The organism is Pseudomonas sp. NFACC08-1, from assembly GCF_900106735.1.
GTDB classification, from domain to species: Bacteria; Pseudomonadota; Gammaproteobacteria; order Pseudomonadales; family Pseudomonadaceae; genus Aquipseudomonas; species Aquipseudomonas fluorescens_Q.
In genome coordinates this window covers 157121-181144 of record NZ_FNNL01000007.1, presented here as the reverse complement: position 1 = coordinate 181144, position 24024 = coordinate 157121, and the positions used below count along the sequence as shown (strand labels likewise).

At 60.3% G+C, this 24024-nt stretch carries 27 protein-coding genes; 14 read left to right on the top strand and 13 right to left on the bottom strand.

The features are described 5' to 3' along the window. Positions 1-33 precede the first annotated feature (33 nt). The 4 genes from groL to BLU76_RS16460 all read right to left on the bottom strand — a co-directional run bounded on the left by groL (position 34) and on the right by BLU76_RS16460 (position 3540). On the bottom strand, positions 34-1677 hold the full coding sequence (gene groL, locus BLU76_RS16475; RefSeq protein WP_063324663.1) for a chaperonin GroEL: 1644 nt from the start codon (positions 1675-1677) through the stop codon (positions 34-36). A 50-nt stretch (positions 1678-1727) separates the two neighbouring features. Next, positions 1728-2021, bottom strand: coding sequence for a co-chaperone GroES (locus tag BLU76_RS16470; protein ID WP_003204913.1), 294 nt, complete (start codon positions 2019-2021; stop codon positions 1728-1730). 244 nt (positions 2022-2265) lie between these two features. After that, positions 2266-2742: an FxsA family protein gene (locus BLU76_RS16465; protein WP_063324662.1), complete on the bottom strand. Its 477-nt coding sequence runs from the start codon at positions 2740-2742 to the stop codon at positions 2266-2268. Positions 2743-2808: 66 nt separating this feature from the next. After that, a complete protein-coding gene (locus BLU76_RS16460; RefSeq protein ID WP_063324661.1) occupies positions 2809-3540 on the bottom strand; it encodes a HugZ family pyridoxamine 5'-phosphate oxidase in 732 nt (243 codons plus the stop codon). Positions 3541-3700: 160 nt separating this feature from the next. On the opposite strand from BLU76_RS16460, the gene BLU76_RS16455 reads away from it, so the two are divergent. Next, complete coding sequence (locus BLU76_RS16455) at positions 3701-4459, top strand: SDR family oxidoreductase (protein WP_063324660.1); 759 nt, start codon at positions 3701-3703, stop codon at positions 4457-4459. Positions 4460-4586: 127 nt separating this feature from the next. On the opposite strand, the gene apbC is transcribed toward BLU76_RS16455, so the two are convergent. Next, entirely contained in the window at positions 4587-5681 is a 1095-nt protein-coding gene (gene apbC / locus BLU76_RS16450; protein WP_092223510.1) for an iron-sulfur cluster carrier protein ApbC, read from the bottom strand. 351 nt (positions 5682-6032) lie between these two features. Here apbC and metG point away from each other — a divergent pair, with 351 nt between their 5' ends. From metG to BLU76_RS16410, 8 genes are all read left to right on the top strand, one after another. Next, positions 6033-8078 carry a methionine--tRNA ligase gene (gene metG / locus BLU76_RS16445; protein WP_092223508.1) on the top strand — a complete coding sequence of 682 codons (2046 nt, stop codon included), beginning with the start codon at positions 6033-6035 and terminating at the stop codon, positions 8076-8078. 130 nt (positions 8079-8208) lie between these two features. Continuing rightward, positions 8209-8781: an Rnf-Nqr domain containing protein gene (locus BLU76_RS16440; RefSeq protein ID WP_092223506.1), complete on the top strand. Its 573-nt coding sequence runs from the start codon at positions 8209-8211 to the stop codon at positions 8779-8781. Next, a complete protein-coding gene (rsxB, locus tag BLU76_RS16435) occupies positions 8778-9803 on the top strand; it encodes an electron transport complex subunit RsxB (protein WP_092223505.1) in 1026 nt (341 codons plus the stop codon). The genes BLU76_RS16440 and rsxB overlap by 4 nt, the downstream gene beginning before the upstream one ends. Next, on the top strand, positions 9790-10776 hold the full coding sequence (locus BLU76_RS16430) for an RnfABCDGE type electron transport complex subunit D (RefSeq protein ID WP_092223503.1): 987 nt from the start codon (positions 9790-9792) through the stop codon (positions 10774-10776). The genes rsxB and BLU76_RS16430 overlap by 14 nt, the downstream gene beginning before the upstream one ends. Further along, on the top strand, positions 10773-11384 hold the full coding sequence (locus tag BLU76_RS16425; RefSeq protein WP_063324654.1) for an RnfABCDGE type electron transport complex subunit G: 612 nt from the start codon (positions 10773-10775) through the stop codon (positions 11382-11384). Before BLU76_RS16430 ends, BLU76_RS16425 begins: the two co-directional genes overlap by 4 nt. Beyond that, a complete protein-coding gene (locus tag BLU76_RS16420) occupies positions 11377-11910 on the top strand; it encodes an Rnf-Nqr domain containing protein (protein ID WP_092223501.1) in 534 nt (177 codons plus the stop codon). Before BLU76_RS16425 ends, BLU76_RS16420 begins: the two co-directional genes overlap by 8 nt. Continuing rightward, on the top strand, positions 11907-12545 hold the full coding sequence (gene nth, locus BLU76_RS16415; RefSeq protein WP_003204935.1) for an endonuclease III: 639 nt from the start codon (positions 11907-11909) through the stop codon (positions 12543-12545). Before BLU76_RS16420 ends, nth begins: the two co-directional genes overlap by 4 nt. Before the next feature lie 107 nt (positions 12546-12652). Beyond that, positions 12653-12835, top strand: a complete 183-nt coding sequence (locus BLU76_RS16410) for a PA3496 family putative envelope integrity protein (RefSeq protein WP_063324652.1) — start codon at positions 12653-12655, stop codon at positions 12833-12835. A 55-nt stretch (positions 12836-12890) separates the two neighbouring features. Here the strand turns inward: BLU76_RS16410 and BLU76_RS16405 are convergent, their stop codons facing one another. Next, the gene (locus BLU76_RS16405; RefSeq protein WP_003204939.1) at positions 12891-13517 is read right to left on the bottom strand and encodes a response regulator transcription factor; all 627 of its coding nucleotides are present in this window, start codon (positions 13515-13517) and stop codon (positions 12891-12893) included. Between the two features lie 469 nt (positions 13518-13986). On the opposite strand from BLU76_RS16405, the gene BLU76_RS31910 reads away from it, so the two are divergent. Continuing rightward, positions 13987-14469, top strand: coding sequence for a hypothetical protein (locus BLU76_RS31910; protein ID WP_092223499.1), 483 nt, complete (start codon positions 13987-13989; stop codon positions 14467-14469). Positions 14470-14560: 91 nt separating this feature from the next. Here BLU76_RS31910 and BLU76_RS16395 read toward each other — a convergent pair whose 3' ends face one another. Both BLU76_RS16395 and BLU76_RS16390 read right to left on the bottom strand, forming a co-directional pair. Beyond that, entirely contained in the window at positions 14561-15778 is a 1218-nt protein-coding gene (locus tag BLU76_RS16395; protein WP_003204943.1) for an argininosuccinate synthase, read from the bottom strand. Between the two features lie 127 nt (positions 15779-15905). Beyond that, on the bottom strand, positions 15906-16883 hold the full coding sequence (locus BLU76_RS16390) for a flagellar protein MotY (RefSeq protein ID WP_063324650.1): 978 nt from the start codon (positions 16881-16883) through the stop codon (positions 15906-15908). Positions 16884-17073: 190 nt separating this feature from the next. Between BLU76_RS16390 and pyrC the strand changes: the two genes are divergently transcribed. Both pyrC and rnt read left to right on the top strand, forming a co-directional pair. Next, complete coding sequence (gene pyrC / locus BLU76_RS16385; RefSeq protein WP_003204946.1) at positions 17074-18120, top strand: dihydroorotase; 1047 nt, start codon at positions 17074-17076, stop codon at positions 18118-18120. Then, complete coding sequence (gene rnt, locus BLU76_RS16380; RefSeq protein ID WP_063324649.1) at positions 18117-18794, top strand: ribonuclease T; 678 nt, start codon at positions 18117-18119, stop codon at positions 18792-18794. Before pyrC ends, rnt begins: the two co-directional genes overlap by 4 nt. A 187-nt stretch (positions 18795-18981) precedes the next feature. On the opposite strand, the gene BLU76_RS16375 is transcribed toward rnt, so the two are convergent. Next, the gene (locus tag BLU76_RS16375) at positions 18982-19584 is read right to left on the bottom strand and encodes a peroxiredoxin (RefSeq protein ID WP_025215179.1); all 603 of its coding nucleotides are present in this window, start codon (positions 19582-19584) and stop codon (positions 18982-18984) included. Positions 19585-19685: 101 nt separating this feature from the next. Next, positions 19686-19841, bottom strand: a complete 156-nt coding sequence (locus tag BLU76_RS31545) for a hypothetical protein (protein ID WP_158265801.1) — start codon at positions 19839-19841, stop codon at positions 19686-19688. Between the two features lie 57 nt (positions 19842-19898). On the opposite strand from BLU76_RS31545, the gene BLU76_RS16370 reads away from it, so the two are divergent. After that, a complete protein-coding gene (locus BLU76_RS16370) occupies positions 19899-20117 on the top strand; it encodes a bacterioferritin-associated ferredoxin (RefSeq protein ID WP_003178704.1) in 219 nt (72 codons plus the stop codon). A gap of 198 nt (positions 20118-20315) precedes the next feature. After that, a complete protein-coding gene (gene bfr / locus BLU76_RS16365; RefSeq protein ID WP_003178701.1) occupies positions 20316-20789 on the top strand; it encodes a bacterioferritin in 474 nt (157 codons plus the stop codon). 167 nt (positions 20790-20956) lie between these two features. On the opposite strand, the gene grxD is transcribed toward bfr, so the two are convergent. From grxD to BLU76_RS16350, 3 genes are all read right to left on the bottom strand, one after another. Then, positions 20957-21298, bottom strand: coding sequence for a Grx4 family monothiol glutaredoxin (grxD, locus tag BLU76_RS16360; protein WP_092223497.1), 342 nt, complete (start codon positions 21296-21298; stop codon positions 20957-20959). 89 nt (positions 21299-21387) lie between these two features. After that, the gene (locus BLU76_RS16355) at positions 21388-23496 is read right to left on the bottom strand and encodes a molybdopterin oxidoreductase family protein (RefSeq protein WP_092223495.1); all 2109 of its coding nucleotides are present in this window, start codon (positions 23494-23496) and stop codon (positions 21388-21390) included. A 131-nt stretch (positions 23497-23627) separates the two neighbouring features. Next, the gene (locus tag BLU76_RS16350) at positions 23628-23915 is read right to left on the bottom strand and encodes a hypothetical protein (protein WP_072348410.1); all 288 of its coding nucleotides are present in this window, start codon (positions 23913-23915) and stop codon (positions 23628-23630) included. Positions 23916-24024: the final 109 nt, after the last annotated feature.

Genomic DNA, 24024 nt, shown 5'->3' with positions numbered 1-24024 from the left:
GGCGGGGTTTTTCGCTACAGGGGTAAGGCTGGCTTACATCATGCCGCCCATGCCACCCATGCCGCCCATGTCTGGCATACCGCCGCCAGCTGGAGCGTCTTCCTTGATTTCAGCGATCATCGCCTCGGTGGTGATCATCAGGCTGGCAATCGACGAAGCCGCTTGCAGAGCCGAACGAGTCACTTTGGCCGGGTCCAGGATACCCATTTCGATCATGTCGCCGTATTCGCCGGTGGCAGCGTTGTAACCGTAGTTACCCGAACCCTGCTTGACCTTGTCGACCACAACGCTTGGCTCGTCGCCGGAGTTGGCAACGATCTGGCGCAGCGGAGCTTCTACAGCGCGACGCAGCAACTGGATGCCGACGTTCTGGTCATCGTTGTCGCCTTTGAGTTCGCTGATGGCTTGCAGGGCACGAACCAGAGCCACGCCACCGCCAGGTACCACGCCTTCTTCGACGGCTGCGCGGGTAGCGTGCAGGGCGTCTTCAACGCGGGCTTTCTTCTCTTTCATTTCAACTTCGGAACCCGCGCCAACCTTGATCACTGCGACGCCGCCGGACAACTTGGCCAGACGCTCTTGCAGTTTTTCACGGTCGTAGTCGGACGAGGTCTCGGCCACTTGTGCGCGGATCTGGGTAACGCGAGCCTGGATGTCAGCCTCAACGCCGGCACCGTCGATCACGGTGGTGTTTTCCTTGGACAGGATCACGCGCTTGGCGTTACCCAGGTGCTCCAGGGTGGTGCTTTCCAGGCTCAGGCCGATCTCTTCGGAGATAACGGTACCGCCGGTCAGTACGGCGATGTCCTGCAGCATGGCCTTGCGACGATCACCGAAGCCTGGTGCCTTGACGGCAGCGACTTTGACGATACCGCGCATGTTGTTCACAACCAGGGTCGCCAGGGCTTCGCCTTCAACGTCTTCAGCCACGATCAGCAGTGGGCGGCCGGCTTTGGCAACGGCTTCCAGCACTGGCAGCATTTCGCGGATGTTCGAGATTTTCTTGTCCACCAGCAGGATCAGCGGGCTGTCCAGCTCGGCGGTCATGGTGTCCGGCTTGTTGACGAAGTACGGGGACAGGTAGCCACGGTCGAACTGCATGCCTTCTACAACCGACAGTTCGTTTTCCAGGCCCGAGCCTTCTTCAACGGTGATCACGCCTTCTTTACCGACTTTTTCCATGGCTTCGGCAATGATGTCGCCGATGGAGTTGTCGGAGTTGGCCGAGATGGTGCCGACCTGAGCGATCGCCTTGGAGTCAGCGCAAGGCTTGGCCAGACCCTTCAGTTCCTTGACGATGGCGATGGTCGCCTTGTCGATACCACGCTTGAGGTCCATCGGGTTCATGCCGGCAGCGACGGCTTTCAGGCCTTCGTTGACGATCGACTGAGCCAGTACGGTGGCGGTGGTGGTGCCGTCACCGGCGTCATCGTTGGCACGGGAGGCAACGTCTTTGACCAGCTGCGCGCCCATGTTTTCGAAGCGATCTTTCAGCTCGATTTCTTTGGCTACGGAAACGCCGTCCTTGGTGATGGTCGGAGCGCCGAAGCTCTTCTCGATGATCACGTTACGGCCTTTCGGGCCCAGGGTCGCTTTTACTGCGTCAGCCAGGACGTTGACACCGGCGAGCATTTTCTTGCGGGCGGAATCGCCGAATTTAACTTCTTTAGCAGCCATGATCGATATTCCTTAAATACTTTGTAGTAACGGGAAAATGGGCGGGGGAATCAGCCTTCGAGAACAGCGAGGATTTCGTTCTCGCTCATTACCAGCAGGTCTTCGCCGTCGACTTTCACTGTGTTGCTGCCGGAGTAAGGGCCGAACACAACCTTGTCACCCACTTTCACGGCCAGCGCACGTACTTCACCGTTTTCCAGTGCCTTGCCTGGGCCTACAGCGAGAACTTCACCGTGGTTGGCTTTTTCAGCAGCCGAACCTGGCAGGACGATACCGCCAGCGGTTTTCTTCTCTTCTTCGCTGCGACGGATGACGACGCGGTCATGCAGAGGACGAAGCTTCATTGTCGATCTCTCCTAATTTTTGGTTTTCATCGGCCGGTGTAGTCCCGGCGGGTTTAACAAAGCCGGCGGAGCCGGGTGCGGTTCGTCAGTCGAACCGCGGAAGTCTGCCCGGTGTCACCACCGGAAACCTTGCGGTGACCGTTACATAAGGGCGCACAAGTGGATTACAAGGGCGGAGACAGAAATTTTTTTGCTCCGCGCCACCAAAACGAGCACGGCGCCCGAAGGCGCCGTGCTGATGGTTTTACTTGGAATCCCGGTGTTCGAATTCGCCTTCGATCACATTGGGCTCGCGGCCCATAGGCTCTCGCGGAGCCGGGCCGCCACGGGGTTGCAGGTCATCGGCGAAGGCGCGCTGACGCATCGCCTGCTCTTCGGCACGCTGGCGCATTTTATTGGCCAGCAGCCTACGGGTGAACGGCAACAGCATGACCAGGCCCAACACGTCGCTGATAAAGCCTGGCAGGATCAACAGACCGCCACCCAGGGCCAGCATCAGGCCTTCGAGCATGGTCTGGGCGGGCAGCTCGCCGCGGTTCAGGCTTTCACGGGCACGCAATGCCGTGGCGAGGCCGGCGATACGCAGCACGAACACGCCGAGCATCGAGCCGAGAATGACCAGCAGCAGGGCCGGGAAAAACCCGATCGCACCGCTGACCTTGACGAATACGAACAGCTCCAACACCGGGAACAGCAGAAAGAGCAACAAAAAAGGGCGCATCAAATGGTTCCTCAACGCAAGAATGCCTTGCTATGAAACCCTAAATGACGTCGCCCTTTCGTGAATTCAAGCGTCGACCTCGGCATTTTTCGGCCATTGCTCGGCGTGAGCCAGATAAACCAAGGCTTCGCGCACTTGTGTCGGGGTGTTGCAAGGCGTCGGAAACGCCAGCCAGTGCAGGCCCTGGCCAATGCGCAAGTGCATGCCCTCGCTGTCGATGCCCGCCAGTTGTGCCGGTTCGCTTTTCGGCAGGCCGGTCAGTTCCACGTAATGGGCAATGGCCTTGGCGTGATCGGCATTCATGTGCTCGACCATGCTGGCTTCGGCTTTGCCGGCGAAGGGGTTGGCCAGGGTGAGCTGGTCTATCCAGTGGATGGCGCCAAAGCCGCCAATGTAGCGATGGCGCACCGGCTCGAGCACCCAGAAATCGAAATCATGGGCCTTGTGGTAGTTCTGCGAGTCAGGGAAATAGCGGTAGTAACGCTCGGCGGCAGCCTCGATGACGGCGCTGTCTTCGAGTTTGCGGGCCTCGGCCAGGTAGGTCAGGCGCCCCACGGCCTGCACATCCTCGGCGCCCCGCTCGCCCACCAGCATCGAACACTTGGGGTCTTTCTGCAGATTGTGAGTGTGCTGGGCGATACGGCTGATCAGGATCAGTGGCCGGCCTTGTTCGTCCAGGCAATAGGGCACCACGGAACCGAACGGAAAGCCGGGCATGGATTTGGAATGAGTGGAGAGCACTCCACGGTATTCCTTGAGCAGCAATTCCCGGGCATGCTTGGCAGCTTCAACGCTCAACTTATGACTCCTTTAATGAAATCCGTCTAGAAAACGGTCAGGCGACTGGAGTAATGTTCCGATACACCGATAGGACAGTTCTCGTGTGCAACCGGGCTACACGCCAATCGAGAGACGTCCCAAAAGGTCCCCTCCATCGCTGCGCCACCTGGACATGAGCATGCAACTCACTGACAAAGTAATCATTATCACCGGCGGTTGCCAGGGCCTGGGCCGCTCCATGGCCGAGTATCTCGCGGGCAAAGGCGCGAAACTCGCCCTGGTGGACCTCAACCAGGAAAAACTCGACCAGGCGGTTGCCGCGTGTGCAGCCAAGGGCGTCGAAGCCCGGGCGTACCTGTGCAACGTTGCCAATGAGGAGCAGGTCAGCGACATGGTCGCCCGGGTCGCCGAGGACTTCGGCGCGATCCACGGCCTGATCAACAACGCCGGGATCCTGCGTGACGGTCTGCTGCTCAAGGTCAAGGACGGCGAAATGACCAAGATGAGCCTGGCCCAGTGGCAGGCCGTGATCGACGTCAACCTCACCGGTGTATTCCTTTGCACCCGTGAGGTGGCCGCGAAAATGGTCGAGCTGAAGAACAGCGGCGCCATCATCAATATCTCGTCGATCTCCCGCGCCGGCAACGTCGGCCAGACCAATTACTCGGCCGCCAAGGCCGGTGTGGCCGCCGCCACTGTGACCTGGGCCAAGGAGCTGGCACGCTACGGCATCCGTGTCGCCGGCATCGCCCCGGGTTTCATCGAAACCGAAATGACCCTGGGCATGAAGCCCGAGGCCCTGGAAAAAATGACCTCGGGGATTCCGCTCAAGCGCATGGGCAAACCCGAGGAGATTGCTCATTCGGCGGCGTATATCTTCGAGAACGACTACTACACCGGTCGGATCCTGGAGATGGATGGCGGGTTGCGGATCTAAGCGCCCGCACACAGCCACTGTGGGAGCGAGTTTGCTCGCGATGGCGTCGGGTCAATCAGCCTTGATGTGACTGACACTCCGCTATCGCGAGCAAGCTCGCTCCCACAGTGGATAGGGTTTCACTCTATCAATCGTCACTGACCGTGATGTTCGGCATCATCGGTGAAGCGGCCTCTTGCAACACGATCCGCGCGCCCACGTGGCGGGCCAGTTCCTGATAGACCATGGCGATCTGGCTGTCCGGTTCGGCGATGACCGTCGGCTTGCCGCCGTCGGCCTGTTCGCGGATCAGCATCGACAGCGGCAGCGAAGCCAACAATTCGACGCCGTACTGGCTCGCCAGTTTTTCCCCGCCACCTTCGCCGAACAGGTGCTCGGCATGCCCGCAGTTCGAACAGATGTGCACGGCCATGTTCTCCACCACGCCCAGCACCGGGATGTTGACCTTGCGAAACATCTCCACACCCTTGCGCGCGTCCAGCAAGGCCAGGTCTTGAGGCGTGGTGACGATCACCGCACCGGCCACCGGGACTTTCTGCGCCAGGGTCAGTTGGATATCGCCGGTGCCTGGTGGCATGTCGATCACCAGGTAATCCAGGTCGCCCCAGGCGGTTTGCGTGACCAATTGCAACAAGGCACCGGACACCATCGGCCCGCGCCAGACCATCGGCGTGTTGTCGTCGGTGAGGAACGCCATGGACATGACTTCCACGCCATGGGACTGGATCGGCACAAACCACTTCTGGTCCTTGACCTGCGGTCGGGTGCCCTCGGCAACACCGAACATGATGCCCTGGCTCGGGCCGTAGATGTCTGCATCGAGAATCCCGACCTTCGCCCCTTCACGGGCCAGGGCCAGGGCCAGGTTGGCCGCAGTGGTGGACTTGCCCACGCCGCCCTTGCCCGAGGCCACGGCGATCACGTTCTTGACGTTCGCCAGCCCCGGCACCTGCGCCTGGGCCTTGTGGGCGGCGATCACACTGGTGACGTCGACTTTGGCGGCGCTCACCCCGTCCAGGGCCTCGATCGCCATTTGCAGCATCTGCGCCCAACCACGCTTGAACAGGTCGGCGGCGTAGCCGATTTCCAGCTGGACGCTGACGCGATCGCCCTGGATGTCGATGGTGCGCACACATCCGGCGCTGACCGGATCCTGGTTCAGGTAGGGGTCGGTGTACTGGCGAAGGACGGCTTCCACCGCTGCGCGATTGACGGCGCTCATGGGCAACTCCGATAGCAAGACTTGAAAACAGGCCGCTATCCTACGCCCCACGCTTGCGCGTGGCGACCCGATTACAGCAGGGCGAACACCTTTTGTGGCGAGGGGATTTATCCCCGCTGGGTTGCGAAGCAACCCCAAAATCTGGCGCCTCGCTGAGTCAGGCTGGTCAGATTCGAATGTTTTGGGACTGCTGCGCAGTCCAGCGGGGATAAATCCCCTCGCCACAGATTGAGCCTGGCTCAGGCCTTTCACCGCTCCCAACGATGCATGCGGAAACAGGCCAGTGGGGTGAAATATATTTCCCGGCGCTTTATAGTGGCCGACCTCCGTTTCATCAAGTAGCCGAGCCCCATGTCCGAGCCACGCAAGATCCTCGTCACCAGCGCCCTGCCCTATGCCAATGGTTCGATTCACCTCGGCCATATGCTGGAATACATCCAGACCGATATGTGGGTGCGCTTCCAGAAGCATCGCGGCAACCAATGTATTTATGTCTGCGCCGACGACGCCCACGGCTCGGCCATCATGCTGCGTGCGGAAAAGGAAGGCATCACCCCGGAACAACTGATCGCCAACGTCCAGGCTGAACACAGCGCCGACTTTGCCGAGTTCCTGGTGGATTTCGACAACTTCCACTCCACCCACGCCGAAGAAAACCGTGAGCTGTCGAGCCAGATCTACCTGAAGCTGCGTGACGCCGGGCACATCGCTACCCGTTCGATCACCCAGTATTTCGACCCGGAAAAGAAAATGTTCCTGGCCGACCGCTTCATCAAGGGCACCTGCCCGAAATGCGGCACTGAAGACCAGTACGGCGATAACTGCGAAAAATGCGGCGCCACCTACGCACCGACCGACCTGAAGGACCCGAAATCGGCGATTTCCGGGGCGACGCCGGTGCTCAAGGACTCCCAGCATTTCTTCTTCAAGCTGCCGGACTTCCAGCAGATGCTGCAAGCCTGGACCCGCAGCGGCACCCTGCAGGACGCCGTCGCCAACAAGATCGCCGAATGGCTCGATGCAGGCCTGCAGCAGTGGGACATTTCCCGCGATGCGCCGTACTTCGGCTTCGAGATCCCCGACGAGCCCGGCAAGTATTTCTACGTGTGGCTGGATGCACCGATCGGCTACATGGCGAGTTTCAAGAACCTCTGCAACCGCACACCGGAGCTGGACTTCGACGCGTTCTGGGGCAAGGACTCCACTGCCGAGCTGTATCACTTCATCGGCAAGGACATCGTCAACTTCCACGCCTTGTTCTGGCCGGCCATGCTCGAAGGCGCCGGCTTCCGCAAGCCGACCGGCATCAATGTCCACGGCTACCTGACCGTCAACGGCCAGAAAATGTCCAAGTCCCGCGGCACCTTCATCAAGGCCCGGACCTACCTGGACCACCTGTCCCCGGAATACCTGCGCTACTACTACGCGGCCAAGCTCGGCCGCGGCGTCGACGACCTGGACCTGAACCTCGAAGACTTCGTGCAGAAGGTCAACTCCGACCTGGTGGGCAAGGTGGTCAACATTGCCAGCCGCTGCGCCGGTTTTATCCACAAAGGCAACGCCGGTGTTCTGGTAGCCGGCAACGCCGCGCCGGAGCTGACCGACGCTTTCCTGGCCGCGGCGCCAAGCATCGCCGATGCCTATGAGAGCCGCGACTTTGCCCGGGCCATGCGCGAGATCATGGCCTTGGCCGACCGCGCCAATGCCTGGATCGCCGACAAGGCGCCCTGGTCCCTGGCCAAGCAGGAAGGCAAGCAGGACGAAGTCCAGGCGATCTGCGCCCTGGGCATCAACCTGTTCCGCCAACTGGTGATTTTCCTCAAGCCAGTGCTGCCGCTGCTGGCCGCCGATGCCGAGGCGTTCCTCAACGTCGCACCGCTGACCTGGAACGATCACCAGACCCTGCTGAGCAACCATCAGTTGAACGCGTTCAAACCGTTGATGACCCGTATCGACGCGACCAAGGTGCAAGCCATGACCGACGCCTCCAAGGAAGACCTGGCCGCCAGCCAGACCGACACCGGTGTACCTGCCGGGAACGGCGAACTGGCCAAGGACCCGCTGTCGCCGGAAATCGACTTCGACACTTTCGCCGCCGTTGACCTGCGCGTGGCGCTGATCGTCAAGGCCGAGGCCGTCGAAGGCGCCGACAAGCTGCTGCGCCTGACCCTGGACATCGGCGACGAGCAACGCAACGTGTTCTCCGGGATCAAGAGTGCCTACCCGGACCCGGCCAAGCTCGAAGGTCGGTTGACGATGATGATCGCCAACCTCAAGCCGCGCAAAATGCGCTTTGGCATCTCCGAAGGCATGGTGATGGCGGCGGGCCCCGGCGGCGAGGAAATCTACCTGTTGAGCCCTGACAGCGGCGCCAAGCCGGGCCAGCGGATCAAGTAACGCGACCGCTTGCTGCACCGATCCCACAGTCGCCTTGCAGGTGGCTGTGGGATTTTCATATCTGGCCCATGCTCCCGGCGTGCCGGATAATGCCTAATCTTGTAACAGGCCCTTTGTCGCCAACGCACCCATGACCGAAATCGTCCTCACGCTGTTCAGCGCTGCCCTGATCAACAACCTGGTGTTGCACTGGCCGCTGGGCGTCGATCCGCTGCTGGCGGCCAATGGTCGAAAGCAGGTGCACGCCTTGGGCCTGGCGACGGCGTGCCTGATGCTGATCGTCGGTACCCTGGGCTACCTGATCGATCATTGCCTGCTGGCGCCGAGCAACCTGGTCTCGCTGCGCTTGTTGGCCTGGCTGTCCTTGAGCGTGTTGCTGATCGGCCCCTTGCTGCGCCTGCTGGCACGCTGGCGGCCGGCAATGTCGTTCGAGGGGTTGTGGCCGCTGTTGCTCGGCAATGCCGGCATACTGGGCGTCACACTGCTCAACGGCCAGGATGACCGGGGCCTGGGCCACGCCATCGCCCTGAGCCTGGGTGCCGGGCTGGGGTTCTGGCTGGTGCTGGGCCTGTTCGACGATTTGCGCCAGCGCACTTTCAATAACGATGTTCCCCTGCCCTTTCGGGGCCTGCCGATTCAGTTGATCAGCGCCGGACTGATGGCGGTGGCCTTTCTCGGATTACGCGGGCTGGTCAAAACATGAGCCTGATTCAACGTATCGACGCCCTGCTGCCGCAGACCCAATGCGGCAAGTGCGGCCATCCCGGGTGCAAACCCTACGCCGAAGGCATCGCCCAGGGCGAGCCGATCAATAAATGTCCGCCCGGGGGGCGCGAAACCATCGCGGCCCTGGCCGAACTGATGAAAATACCGGTGTTGGAGCTGGACACCAGCCGCGGCGTGGCCCCGGCGCAAATCGCCTTTATCCGGGAAGCCGAATGCATCGGTTGCACCAAGTGCATCCAGGCCTGTCCGGTGGACGCGATTGTCGGCGCCGCCAAGCTGATGCACACCGTCCTCATCGACGAATGCACAGGCTGCGACCTGTGCGTGGCGCCCTGCCCGGTCGATTGCATCGAAATGCGTCCCCTGCCGACGGCAAACGTGCTGCCGATTGTCGGCGGCCTGGCCTTCAGCACCGAGGAACAACAGGCGCGAACCGCCAAGCGCAACCATGCCCGGCGCCGCTTCGAACAACGCAATGCGCGCCTGCGCCGCGAAGAGGAACAGCGCCAGGCCGAGCGCCTGGCTCGGACCCAACGGGCGGCGCAGGCCCAGGCCCAGGCTCAAACCCAGGACCCGGCACTCGACCCCGTGCAAGCCGCGCTGGAGCGCGTGCGCGCGCAAAAAGCCGCCACCGCCGATGCCGCCTTGAAAAAAGCCAAGGTCGACCTGGCCATGAGCCGGGCACAGTTGAACAAATCCTTGAAAGCGTTCGGCCACCCGCCAACCTTCGAGCAGCAGTCGCAACTGATCGTGCTGCAACGCCAGTTCGAAGCGGCCGAACAGGCGCTGAACCAACTGGAAAACGCCGCGCCCGCGGCCCCGCCAGCCCCAGCACCGACGCAAAACGCCGAGCTGAAGCGGGCCAAGATCCAACTGGCGATGCGCCGCGCCGAACTCAGCAAAGCCCGGGCAGCTACGGCATCGGATGAACAACTGCAGGCATTGGAACAAGCGGTGAAGGATGCCGAACGCCAGGTGGACGCCCATGCCGCCTCTTGAGCCAGTGGACGAACGGCTGCGCCAAGCAATGACGCGAGTGTTGCTGGCGACGCTGCCCGGCGTACTGGCGTTGCTGTGGTTCCAAGGCTGGGGCGTGGCGCTCAACCTGCTGTTGTCCGGCGTCACTGCGCTGGCAGTCGAGGCGTTGGTGCTGCGTTTGCGACGCCAGCCACTCAGGCCCGACCTGAACGATGGCAGCGCGCTGGTCAGCGCCACGCTGCTGGCCCTGGCCTTGCCGGCCTATTGCCCCTGGTGGCTGACCGTCACGGCCGCCGCCTGCGCCTTGCTGTTCGGCAAGCACCTGTGGGGCGGCGTCGGCAGCAACCCGTTCAACCCGGCAATGCTCGGGTACGCCCTGGTACTGGTGGCCTTTCCTTCCCAGATGAGTCACTGGCCGGCGCTCCACGGCATGGGCCTGTCTGAAGGCTTGCAGCAGGTATTCGGCGCTCATCCGGCGCCCGATGCCTGGGCGGGGGCGACCGCACTGGACAGCCTGCGAATCAACGCGAGCCTGACCGTCGATGAACTGTTCGCCAACGATCCGGCGTTCGGGCGTTTCGGTGGCCGGGGTGGCGAATGGGTCAACCTGGCCTTCCTGGCGGGCGGTCTGTTTCTGCTGCAGCAACGGGTGTTCAGTTGGCATGCACCCGTGGGCATGCTGCTGAGCCTGTCCGTCGTCAGCCTGCTGTGCTGGAACGGTTCGGGCTCCGACACCCATGGCTCGCCGCTGTTTCATCTGTTCAGCGGCGCAACCATGCTCGGCGCGTTTTTTATCGCGACCGAACCGGTCTCCGGTGCCAAGGTTCCTCTCGCCCGCCTGCTGTTTGGCGCGGGCATGGGATTGCTGGTCTATCTGATACGCACCTGGGGTGGCTATCCCGACGGCGTGGCGTTCGCAGTGTTGCTGATGAACCTCGGCGTGCCGGCACTGGACCGGTTTGCCGAGGCGCGACAACGGCGGCCACTGACATGAACAACCCCGTCGGCGTGGCAATCCTGACCTTGTTGATCGGCCTGGGGCTCGGTGCCACTTACCTCACGCACCTCGGCACGGCCGGGCGCATCGAGGCCCAGCAGCAAGCGCTGGCGAACAGGGCCTTGCTCGAGGTGCTGCCCACCGACCACTATGATAACCAGCCGTTGGCGCACCCCGTTGTCACAGCCTCAGAGCCCCTGGCCCATAGCACGCTGCTGGGCGGCTACCTGGCGACTCGCAGCGGCCAACCCAGCGCCGTGCTGCTGCGTAGCCAGGCGCTGGGCTATGAAGGCAGCATCGAATTGCTGGTCGCCATCGATCCACAGGGCCGGTTGCTGGGCGTCAAGACCCTGCGCCAATCCGAGACACCCGGATTGGGCGCAGCAATTGCCGGCTGGCCGAACGCCTGGTTGCAGACCTTCACGGGTAAATCACGCCAGGCACCTGATGACAGCGGCTGGGCCTTGAAAAAGGACCAGGGCCAGTTCGATCAACTGGCTGGCGCGACAGTGACGTCCCGGGCGGTCCTCCAGGCTGTTCACGATGCGCTGCGTTACTTCGACGAGCACAAGGCTCAGTTGACGGGGGTGGCGGCCAATGAATAAGCCATGGGGACTGACACACGGCCTGCTGCTCGTCCCATTGGTCGGCGCGAGCGATTCGCTGGTTGGCGCGCTGGGGTTATGGCTGGCCTGGGCCCTGGTTCTTTTCAGCCATGGCTTGGCAATGGGGCTTGTGCGGCAACACCTGGCAGCCTGTCAACGGCTGCTCGCCTCTATCGTGTTGGCCGCTACCCTGAGCACCTGCATTGGCCTTGTCCTCCAGGCCTGGGCACTGGAATTGTATCGACCGTTGAGCCTTTACGTTGGCTGGATCGCCCTGAGCTGCGTAGCGCTGGAGCATGAGGGCTTCTTCGTTGATTCTCGCTGGCCCGGACGCCTCAAGCTGGCCGGGCTGTTTGGCCTTTTGATGATCAGCCTGGGCGCCGTGCGTGAGTTGATCGGCAACGGCCTGCCCCTGGCCCTGCTCGCCCCTGGCGGGTTCATTCTGCTCGGGCTGCTGTTGGCGGCCCGACAGGCCTGGACGGCCGCCAGACCCCATTCATCCGTTGAGGAAACGCCGCGCCCATGAACGCCGCAAAACGCCTGGAAATATTTCGTCGCCTTCACGAGGACAACCCGGAACCGAAAACCGAACTGGCCTATTCCTCGCCGTTCGAGTTGCTGATCGCGGTCATCCTGTCAGCCCAGTCCACCGATGTCGGCGTCAACAAAGCCACGGCCAAACTGTTCCCGGTGGCCAATACGCCAGAGGCGATCTATGCCCTGGGCGTCGAAGGACTGTCCGAATACATCAAGACCATCGGGCTGTTCAACAGCAAGGCCAAAAACGTGATCGAGACCTGCCGCCTGCTGATCGAGCGCCACGGCAGTGAAGTCCCGCAAACTCGCGAAGCGCTGGAAGCCCTCCCGGGGGTCGGCCGCAAAACCGCCAACGTCGTGCTCAATACCGCGTTTCGGCAGTTGACCATGGCGGTCGACACCCACATTTTCCGCGTCAGCAACCGCACCGGGCTGGCCCCCGGCAAAAACGTGGTGGAGGTCGAGAAGAAATTGATGAAATTTGTTCCCAAGGAATTCCTGCTGGACTCCCATCACTGGCTCATCCTTCACGGCCGTTACGTTTGCCTGGCGCGCAAGCCTCGCTGCGGCAGCTGCCGAATCGAAGATTTATGCGAATACAAGCACAAGACCTCCGACGATTGAGGTGCTATTGCTTTTATCGATCCATCGATTGAAAAAATCTTTTTTACCCGCCCGCGGTTTATCGATATAAGGAGCGCCAATGGCAGTCTTAGCCTGGAGTCGAACCCATGAGTGCTGGCAAAGAACAACTGGATGTAGAAGACGAATTCATCGCCGCTGAGGGCGACGACGTCGAACCTGTGGTCGTGGAAGTGGCGAAAACCAACCTGAGCAAGCGCCGCACCATCGATAACCTGCTGGAAGAGCGTCGCCTGCAGAAACAACTGGCCGATTATGATTTTGACCTCTGACACGTAAAAGCCTCCCTGATGGAGGCTTTTTACTGAGTACGCGTGACCCGAAAACTCACACCAAGCCATTGCGCTGCGCCAGTTCGATCAGGTCGACCAGCGAACGGGCATTGAGCTTCAATAACAGGCGCGTCTTGTAAGTACTGACGGTCTTGTTGCTCAAGAACATTCCATCGGCGATCTCCTTGTTGGTCTTTCCGCGCGCCAGTTGCTGCAAGACCATCATTTCCCGCCCCGATAATCGATCGACCATATCGGACTCACTGGCATTACCCAGGCTCGACCGCACCGTATGCAATGCCTGGTTGGGAAAGTAACTGTAACCGGACAGTACCGCCTTTATTGCACTCAGTAACTCGGTAAGATCCTGTTGCTTGCATACATACCCGGCCGCCCCCGTCTGCATGCAGCGCATTGAAAAATGTCCCGGCGCCTGGGAAGTCAGCACCAACACCTTCATGGGTGAAGGAATGGCCGTCAGACGAGCAATGACTTCCAATCCGTCCAGCTTCGGAATACCAATATCGAGAATGACGATATCGGGCATAAGTTCGCGAGCAAACTGTAACGCATCGACGCCATTATCGGTTTCGGCAACGACTTCATAACCATGACGCTCCATCAGCAAACGTACAGCAAGACGAATGACGGGATGATCATCCACGATCAGCACTTTATTCATGGGCAAATCCAACTTCGCTGTTCGAATTTTTAGAGCACGCACAATAGCCTAGTCATTTCTACCTTGGCATGCCGCCCCCCCCTGAACGCTCGCACCGAGAGACAGAACCTACAAGCTATACAGAAAAGTCCTACAAATCGCCGCAGAAAAAATGTGTCATGGATTTTTTTACAGAGAAGGAATGACCTTTCTTAACAATTCGGTAACCCTGTGAACAATGCGCTTTTTCAGCGGCCCACCCACCTATGGACAGCCCACTGGAAAGTTCTTCACTCATAGAAAGTAACTGAATTATTTACTGTTAAAACTACCTTCCACTCACTTAAGGAAGGGGAATCCTATATAAAACATATTCAGGCGCCTGACATCCAGCATCGGCAGCCATTGCGACCATGCCTATATTTCATTCGGCATGGACAACCACTTTCCAACCCACACACCGAGCACAAGTACTCCATGAGCATTAACCATGAACAAACCTTTGAAGACCATAACCAACCCCATGACTCTCATCGCCATATTCGCCACTTTATCCGAAACTTCCGCAGCGATTTCCCTGCCCTTTCTGGATGACCAGGATCGTGAGTATTACCTGTGGTTCCTGATCAGTTTTCCTTTTTATCTATTGCTGCTTTTTTTCATAACGCTCAACTTCAATTATCGTTCGTTGTATTCACCTTCGGATTTTCGCAAGAGCAAACACTTCATAAAGACCATGGATGATTCGCCCTGTCGACGCAAACGACAGCTACGTCGGGCCGACGACGTCAAGGAACTGCTGGTGATACGTCTTCATCGACGCAGGCGCGGACCAGATACCCTTTGTATCGTATGCAGCCAATCGAAACGCCCGATCGAGACTTGTCGATCAAGACATTTGAAGCAAACCAGCATCGTCGTGTACGTCATCTACAGCAGCGCAGACCTGGCAACGCACGGGCAGGATAAATAAGCGAGCCGGGGCAGCGCCGCAACAAAAGCCACACAAAAAAAGGGTAAAAAAAACGGCCTGCTCATGGCAGGCCGTTTTCAGGTCACCAGGGTCAGAACAACTTGCGACCCTTGTTCGCCGCGATGCGCATGCGCAGGGCGTTGAGCTTGATGAAGCCGGCCGCGTCAGCCTGGTTGTAGGCACCGCCGTCTTCTTCGAAAGTCGCGATGTTGGCATCGAACAACGACTCGTCGGACTTGCGCCCGGTGACGATCACGTTGCCCTTGTACAGCTTCAGGCGTACCACGCCATTCACGTGAGCCTGGGAGGCGTCGATCATCTGTTGCAGCATCAGGCGCTCTGGGCTCCACCAGTAGCCGGTGTAGATCAGGCTGGCGTACTTGGGCATCAACTCGTCCTTGAGGTGAGCCACTTCGCGGTCCAGGGTGATCGACTCGATCGCCCGGTGGGCGCGCAGCATGATGGTGCCGCCCGGGGTCTCGTAGCAACCGCGGGACTTCATGCCCACATAGCGGTTTTCGACGATGTCCAGACGACCGATGCCGTGTTCGCCACCGATGCGGTTCAGGGTTGCCAGCACGGTGGCCGGGCTCATCTCAACGCCGTCCAGCGCGACGATATCGCCGTTGCGATAGGTCAGTTCCAGGTATTGCGGAGTATCAGGAGCCTTCTCCGGGGAGACGGTCCAGCGCCACATGTCTTCTTCGTGCTCGGTCCAGGTGTCTTCCAGCACGCCGCCTTCATAGGAGATGTGCAGCAGGTTGGCATCCATCGAGTACGGGGATTTCTTCTTGCCGTGGCGCTCGATCGGAATCGCGTGTTTCTCGGCGTAGTCCATCAGTTTTTCACGGGACAGCAAGTCCCATTCACGCCACGGGGCAATGACTTTCACGCCCGGCTTGAGGGCATAGGCACCCAGCTCGAAACGCACCTGGTCGTTGCCTTTGCCGGTGGCGCCATGGGAAATGGCATCGGCGCCCGTTTCGTTGGCGATTTCGATCAGGCGCTTGGCGATCAGCGGACGGGCGATGGAGGTGCCCAGCAGGTACTCGCCTTCGTAAACGGTGTTGGCGCGGAACATCGGGAACACGAAGTCGCGGACGAATTCTTCGCGCAGGTCATCGATGTAGATCTCTTTGACGCCCATGGCCTGGGCCTTGGCGCGTGCAGGCTCGACTTCTTCGCCCTGCCCCAGGTCAGCGGTGAAGGTCACCACTTCGCAGTTATAAGTGTCCTGCAGCCACTTGAGGATCACCGAAGTGTCCAGGCCGCCGGAATACGCCAGAACGACCTTGTTTACGTCCGCCATGCCATCACTCCACGGGTTGTACGGAAAGCCGGGAAGTCTAACGTCCAATGCGGATAATTTACAGAGGCGCGACAGCTTATGACGACGAAGCGACAGATTATGTCGATTGAGCGACGGCCGCCCTTGATCAGGACGTGCGTGCAGTGGCGGCAGCGGGAACCTTGGCCGGTGCCGCAGCCGGTGCCGGAACCTTGGCGGGGGCTGCTGCTGGGGCTGGCGCCGGGGTTGTCGGCTGCGGGGCCGGTGCTTCGGTCGGCGCCACACGCTCCAGGCGCACGACCACGCGACGATTCTTGGCCCGGTTGGCGGCGTTGGTATTGGGCACCAGGGGATAACGCTCGCCGTGGAAACGCAGGGTGATCTGCGATTCCTGGAAGCCATTGGCCTTGAAGAAATCCTGGACCGCCAGGGCCCGACGGCGCGACAGTTCACGGTTGGTCAGGCGATTGCCACTGTTGTCGGAGTGACCATCGAGTTCGACATGATTGACGCTCGGGTCGGCCTTGATGAAGTCGAGCATCACCTGCAACTGGGCCTTGGCCCGCGCATCGAGCTCGACTTCCTCGCCAGGGAAGCCGATCTGGGTCTGCTTCACCTGTTCGAAATTCTTCGGCAGCAACTTGGCCACGCAGCTCTGATAGTCGCTGAAGGCTTTGTTGAAACGCACCGGCAGCAACCGGACTTCCGACACTCGACCGTCCTCGGTATTGCGCCGTACCACAGGGCTGCGACCGTCCATCAGGCCGCTGATCAAGCGACCGGCCTGGACCTGCGAGCTGTTGAACAACACATCGCCACTGCCAATGCTGACCGAGCCCAGGTTGATATCGCCTCTCCCCGGTTGCCATGGTGCGGCCGCCGCCAGCAAGGTCGCGGAACCGCCGCCGAGCATCGGATTATAGGCCTTGAGCCTGAAGGTGGCCTGCTCACCCGCCCGGCGCACGAATTCGCCACTGCCAAAATCAGTGATCGGCTGGCTCAGCCGGCACTCGAACTTGTCGCCTTCGACCGTCCACTCAATGCTCTCCAGACGGGTCTGGAAAGTGAGCGCCATGGCGGGAAGACTGGCAAACACACTGAGCAAGGCTAGATAACGCTGGCGCACGGGAGGCTCCACTGACTTTTATACAAAGATCGACGCATGCCGAGGGCATGACGCCTGTCCGGGGCACTGAACGGATTCGTGGCACACCTGTAGGAGCTATCGGTAAGTTGCGCCAGAACTTGATAGCGGGTGCCTGAATCGGTCTTTTCCGGTAGCATTCCCACAGTTTGACCCGCCTGGAAGCTCCCCAATGTCCGACCGCCTGACCCTGCTGCGTCCCGACGACTGGCATATTCATCTTCGCGATGGTGCTGTGTTGACCCATACCGTCGCCGATGTCGCGCGCACCTTCGGGCGCGCAATCATCATGCCTAACCTGGTTCCGCCAGTGCGCAATGCCGCCGAAGCCGACGGCTATCGCCAGCGCATCCTCGCCGCACGCCCGGCTGGCAGCCGCTTCGAACCGTTGATGGTGCTTTACCTCACCGACCGCACCCAGCCCGAAGAAATCCGCGAGGCCAAGGCCAGCGGCTTCGTCCATGCGGCCAAGCTGTACCCGGCTGGCGCGACCACCAACTCCGATTCCGGCGTCACCAGCATCGACAAGATCTTCCCGGCGCTGGAGGCGATGGCCGAAGTCGGTATGCCATTGTTGATCCATGGTGAAGTCACCCGGGGCGACGTCGACGTGTTCGACCGCGAGAAAATCTTCATCGACGAGCACATGCGCCGCGTCGTGGAGCGCTTCCCGACCCTCAAGGTAGTGTTCGAACACATCACCACCGGCGATGCCGTGCAGTTCGTCAACGAGGCCCCGGCCAACGTCGGCGCGACCATTACCGCACATCACCTGCTGTACAACCGCAACCACATGCTGGTGGGCGGGATCCGGCCGCACTTCTATTGCCTGCCGATCCTCAAGCGCAATACCCACCAGGAAGCCTTGCTGGACGCCGCCACCAGCGGCAGCGCCAAGTTTTTCCTCGGCACCGACTCGGCACCCCACGCCCAGCATGCCAAGGAAGCGGCCTGCGGTTGCGCCGGTTGCTACACCGCCTATGCCGCCATCGAGATGTACGCCGAAGCCTTCGAACAGCGCAATGCGCTGGACAAGCTCGAAGGCTTCGCCAGCCTGCATGGCCCACGTTTCTATGGCCTGCCGGTGAACACCGATCGTATTACCCTGGTTCGCGATGAGTGGACCGCCCCCGCCAGCCTGCCTTTCGGCGATCTGGCTGTCATCCCGCTGCGCGCCGGTGAAAAACTGCGCTGGCGCCTGCTGGAGGAAAACGCGTGAGTGAAGATCATTTCGACGACGAACTGGACGGCAACGGTGGTTCGGGCGGCGCCCGTCATCCCATGGCAGCTCGGTTCCGTGGCTACCTGCCGGTCGTCGTCGACGTAGAAACCGGCGGTTTCAACTCCGCCACCGACGCTTTGCTGGAAATCGCCGCGACCACCATTGGCATGGACGAAAAAGGCTTCGTGTTCCCTGACCACACCTACTTCTTCCGTGTCGAACCGTTCGAAGGCGCCAACGTCGAAGCGGCGGCCCTGGAGTTCACCGGGATCAAGCTCGATCACCCATTGCGCATGGCTGTCAGCGAAGAAACGGCCCTGACCGACATCTTCCGCGGCGTGCGCAAGGCGCTCAAGGCCAATGGTTGCAAGCGAGCGATCCTGGTCGGCCACAACAGCAGCTTCGACCTAGGCTTCCTCAACGCCGCCGTCGCGCGCCTGGACATGAAGCGCAACCCGTTCCACCCGTTCTCCAGCTTCGACACCGCGACCCTGGCTGGCCTGGCGTACGGCCAGACCGTCCTGGCCAAGGCGTGCCAGGCGGCCGACATCGATTTCGATGGCCGTGAAGCCCACTCGGCCCGCTACGACACCGAGAAGACCGCCGAGCTGTTCTGCGGCATCGTCAATCGGTGGAAGCAGATGGGTGGCTGGCAGGATTTCGACGACTGACATCGGCCTGGCTCTTTGTGTGGCGAGGGAGCTTGCTCCCGCTTGAGTGCGCAGCGCTCACAAGATCTTGGGGCGGCTGCGCCACCCAGCGGGAGCAAGCTCCCTCGCCACGGGGTCTGGGTTCTGCTTTAGAACCCCCATAAAAAAACCGGCCTGTCGAGGGCCGGTTTTTTTATGCCTTGCGCGCTTACAGCTTGCCGCCGTGCTCGGTCAGGTAAGCGGCCACGCCTTCAGGCGATGCGTCCATGCCCTTGTCGCCTTTTTTCCAGTTGGCCGGGCAGACTTCGCCGTGCTCTTCGTGGAATTGCAGCGCGTCGACCAGACGGATCAGTTCTTCCATGTTACGACCCAGTGGCAGGTCGTTGATGATCTGCGAACGGACAACACCTTTGTCGTCGATCAGGAACGCGCCACGGAAGGCCACGCCGCCTTCGGACTCAACGTCATAGGCCTTGGCGATTTCGTGCTTCATGTCGGCAGCCATGGTGTATTTCACCTGACCGATACCGCCATTGTTGATCGGGGTGTTGCGCCAGGCGTTGTGGGTGAAGTGCGAGTCGATCGAAACAGCGACCACTTCGACGTTGCGCGCCTTGAAATCATCCATGCGGTGATCCAGTGCGATCAGCTCGGACGGGCAGACGAAGGTGAAGTCCAGTGGATAAAAGAACACCAGGCCGTATTTGCCTTTGATGGCCGAGGACAGGGTGAAGCTGTCGACGATTTCGCCGTTGCCGAGGACGGCTGGAACGGTGAAGTCTGGGGCTTGTTTGCCTACGAGTACGCTCATTGGATATCTCCTGATGTAATAGCGTGAAAACAAGGTCCGGGCCAGCCTGCCACCCTCAGGCGACAGCCCTGTGACACGAACCCGCTTGCAAGGGCCGATCATCATACACCGCGCATTTGGACTGTCTTCAACGGTTTTTCGGCGACATCGAAAAAATCGCCGTCCGGTTCCATGCCGCACCAGTCGTCCTGGATAAACCGTTCGTCAGCCTGGCAACGCTCTGGCGCAAGACCTTGAGAAACCACTTTGACAATCATTCTCGTTAACATTAAGATCCGTCCCAATTGAGTCACAACCAGCGACGGTTCTCACTTATGTATGTATGCCTCTGCACTGGCGTCACCGACGGGCAAATCCGCGAAGCGATCTACGAAGGTTGCTGCAGCTATCGCGAAGTCCGCCAGGCCACCGGCGTAGCCAGCCAATGCGGCAAATGTGCCTGCCTGGCCAAGGAAGTGGTTCGTGAAACCCTCGCCAAAGTGCAAACGGCCCAAGCCTCGATTCCCTATCCGGTAGAATTTACTGCCGCTTGAAACCAGCTTTTTGAAGAACCGGACTCAATGTCCGGTTTTTTTATGCCTGTAAATCAAGCGCTTAGCCTCCAGACGCGGAACACAAACATTCTTATTCCGATTAATTTTCATTTATTATTCAATAACTTAGGTTTGACACTCGTAAATACGCGGCTCAAACTCTGCCTTATACACAGCTATTACAGGGCAGGCCTCATCATGAAAGGCGACATTACAGTCATCCAGCATCTCAACAAGATCCTTGCCAATGAGCTGGTCGCGATCAACCAATACTTCCTGCATGCGCGCATGTACGAGGATTGGGGCCTGAACAAGCTGGGCAAGCACGAGTACCACGAATCCATCGACGAGATGAAGCACGCGGACAAGCTGATCAAGCGCATCCTGTTCCTTGAAGGCCTGCCGAACGTCCAGGACCTGGGCAAGCTGCACATCGGCGAACATACCCGCGAGATGCTCGAGTGCGACCTGCGTATCGAGCGCACCGGCCACGCCGACCTGAAAGCCGCTATCGCCCATTGCGAAAGCGTTGGCGACTTCGGTAGCCGCGAACTGCTGGAAGACATTCTCGAATCCGAGGAAGAGCACATCGACTGGCTGGAAACCCAATTGGGCTTGATCGACAAAGTCGGTCTTGAGAACTATCTGCAATCGCAGATGGGTGAAGAGTAAGCTTCCCCGAAAGCCAGCCACTAAAAAGCCCCGCCCTCTTTCGAGAGGCGGGGCTTTTTATTGCCTGGATTCCCAGGCCACCGAAAAACCACTGTGGGAGCAAGCAAGCTCGCTCCCACAAGGTTTCCCGTTCACCACGACGGATGTGGTGAACATACATCCATGAATCAGGCTTCGGTCTTGTTCGCCGCCGCTTTTTCCACCGCTTCCTTGATCGTGGTCTGCAGAGAGCCGTCGGCGGCCATCTCGGTCATGATGTCGCTACCGCCGATCAGTTCACCACCCACCCACAGCTGTGGGAAGGTTGGCCAGTTGGCGTACTTGGGCAGGTTGGCGCGGATTTCCGGGTTCTGCAGGATGTCCACGTAGGCAAACTTCTCGCCACACGCCATCACAGCCTGAGCAGCCTTGGCCGAGAAACCGCACTGTGGCGCGTTCGGCGAGCCTTTCATGTAAAGCAGGATGGTGTTGTTGGCAATCTGGTCTTTAATCGTTTCGATGATATCCATGGAGCACCTCGGCTTAAAACTTTTGCGACTTAAGTTGTCGACACGGTGACGCATTGTAACGGAAAGCCGAACCTGCTCCAGAGACAATTTTACGCAGCTGCCACCTTCACCGGTACGCCGTTAAGCGCCGCATTGCCAGACAACTCATCGAGCTGACAATCATCGGTCAGGTCGTTGGCGCTGGAGCCCGGTTGTCCGCTGGCAATGGTCATCTGCACGCCCGGCCGGGCATGCCCCCAGCCGTGGGGCAGGCTGACCACGCCTTTCATCATGTCCAGGCTGCCCAGCACCTCGACTTCGATGACGCCCACCCGCGAACTGACGGTCACCCGTTGCCCGTCGACAAGGCCGCGACTGGCGAGGTCATCCGGGTGCATCAACAATTGATGGCGCGGCTTGCCCTTCACCAGTCGATGAAAATTATGCATCCAGGAGTTATTGCTGCGCACATGGCGGCGACCAATCATCAGCAATTCGTCTGGTTTTGGCGCCTGCAACCCAGCGAAGCGCTCGAGATCGACAAGTATCACGGCTGGCGCAGCCTGCACACGTTGGTTTTCGGTTTTCAGGCGCGCAGCCAGGTTGGGCTTGAGCGCACCGAGGTCGATGCCATGGGGATGATCGAACAGGGTCGCCAGGGACAGCTTATGCGGCGAGGCATCGCCATACGCTCCGCTGCGCAGGCCGAAATCGATCATCTGCGCCGGCGGCATGGTCGGCTTGAGTTCCTTGCCGGTTCGGGCGGCAAAAGCCTTGGCCAGGCCGACGAAGATTTCCCAATCGTGCAGCGCACCCTCGGGCTTGGGCAGGATCGCCCGGTTGAAACGGGTCACGTTGCGCACCGCGAACAGGTTGAAGGTGGTGTCGTAATGATCGTTTTCCAGGGCCGAGGTCGAAGGCAGGATCAGGTCGGCGTAGCGGGTGGTTTCGTTGATGTACAGATCGACACTGACCATGAACTCCAGCCCATCCAGGGCCTGCTCCAACTGCCGCCCGTTGGGTGTAGACAGCACCGGGTTGCCGGCCACGGTGACCAGCGCACGAATCTGGCCTTCGCCCTCGGTGAGCATCTCCTCGGCCAGGGCCGACACCGGCAGCTCCCCTGCGTACTCGGGACGCCCGGACACCCGGCTCTGCCAACGGTTGAAATGCCCGCCCGAGGTGGTAGCGACCAAGTCCACCGCCGGCTCGGTGCACAGCGCCCCGCCCACCCGATCAAGATTGCCGGTGACCAGGTTGATCACCTGGATCAGCCAATGGCACAGCGTGCCAAACGCCTGGGTCGAGACCCCCATCCGACCGTAGCACACCGCTGACGGCGCGGCGGCGAAGTCCCGGGCCAATTGCCGGATCTGCGCTGCCGGCACCGCACAGAGCGGGCTCATGGCTTCAGCCGTGAACGTGGCAACGGCCTCGCGCACCTCGTCCAGGCCGTCCACTGGCAGGTGGCTGTCACGGGTCAGGCCTTCGCTGAACAATGTATTGAGCAAACCAGACAGCAGCGCAGCATCACCGCCGGGGCGTACAAAGACATGCTGGTTGGCAATGGCCGCCGTTTCGCTGCGGCGCGGATCGACCACCACCACCTTGCCGCCACGGGCCTGGATCGCCTTGAGGCGCTTCTCCACGTCCGGCACGGTCATGATGCTGCCGTTGGAAGCCAGCGGGTTGCCGCCCAGGATCAGCATGAAGTCGGTGTGGTCGATGTCCGGAATCGGCAGCAGCAGGCCGTGGCCATACATCAAGTAACTGGTCAGGTGATGGGGCAGTTGATCCACCGAAGTCGCCGAGAAACGGCTGCGGGTTTTCAACAGGCCCAGGAAATAGTTGCTGTGGGTCATCAGCCCATAGTTATGCACGCTGGGGTTGCCCTGGTAGACCGCCACCGCGTTCTGGCCGTGGCGCGCCTGGATATCCGCCAGACGCTCGGCCACCAACGCGAAGGCATCGTCCCAGGCAATGGGTTGCCATTCATTGCCAACGCGCTGCATGGGCTGGCGCAGCCGGTCCGGGTCGTTCTGGATATCTTGCAGGGCCACCGCCTTGGGGCAGATGTGACCGCGGCTGAAGGTGTCCAGCGCATCGCCCTTGATCGAGGTGATTGCCAGGCCCTGGCCGTCGGTTTCGGTGGTTTCGAGGGTCAAGCCGCAGATGGCTTCACACAGGTGGCACGCACGGTGGTGGAGAGTCTTGGTCATGGCCAGTCTCTGTTTTATTCGTGGCGGGCGCTTTCGGCCGCGGGAACAAAACTATGGCGCGTGATTCCCGGCAGCGCCAGCGACGTTCGTCCTGTGAATTGCCGGGCATCAGGCCCACCGATGAGCGCGCGTCAAGGCTGATCGGAAGGCGGTGCCAGCATCTGGATTTCTTCGACGGTTTCCACCTGCTCCTGGGCAATGGGCACCCCCGTGAGCTCGCCAATCAGCCGCCAATGCTCGTCGAGGCCGCTGCTGATAGTGGCCATGCGGTCGATCATCCGACGGCCCGCTGCCTTGGTCACCTCGTCATCGCTGCGCAGCAATTCGAATGACATGGAAGTCACCGAAGCCGTCAGGTGCGTCAGCGAGCGTGCAGTCAGCCCCAGCAATTCCATCAATTGTTGCTCTTTCGAATCCATTTCGGGCTCCTGTGTCGCTGAGGTTCATTTATAACCCAGGCCTTTGCATTAGGAAATGTTTCACAGCCACCCGCAGACAGGCGAAAGGCTGGGATGCCACGGTGCAAAA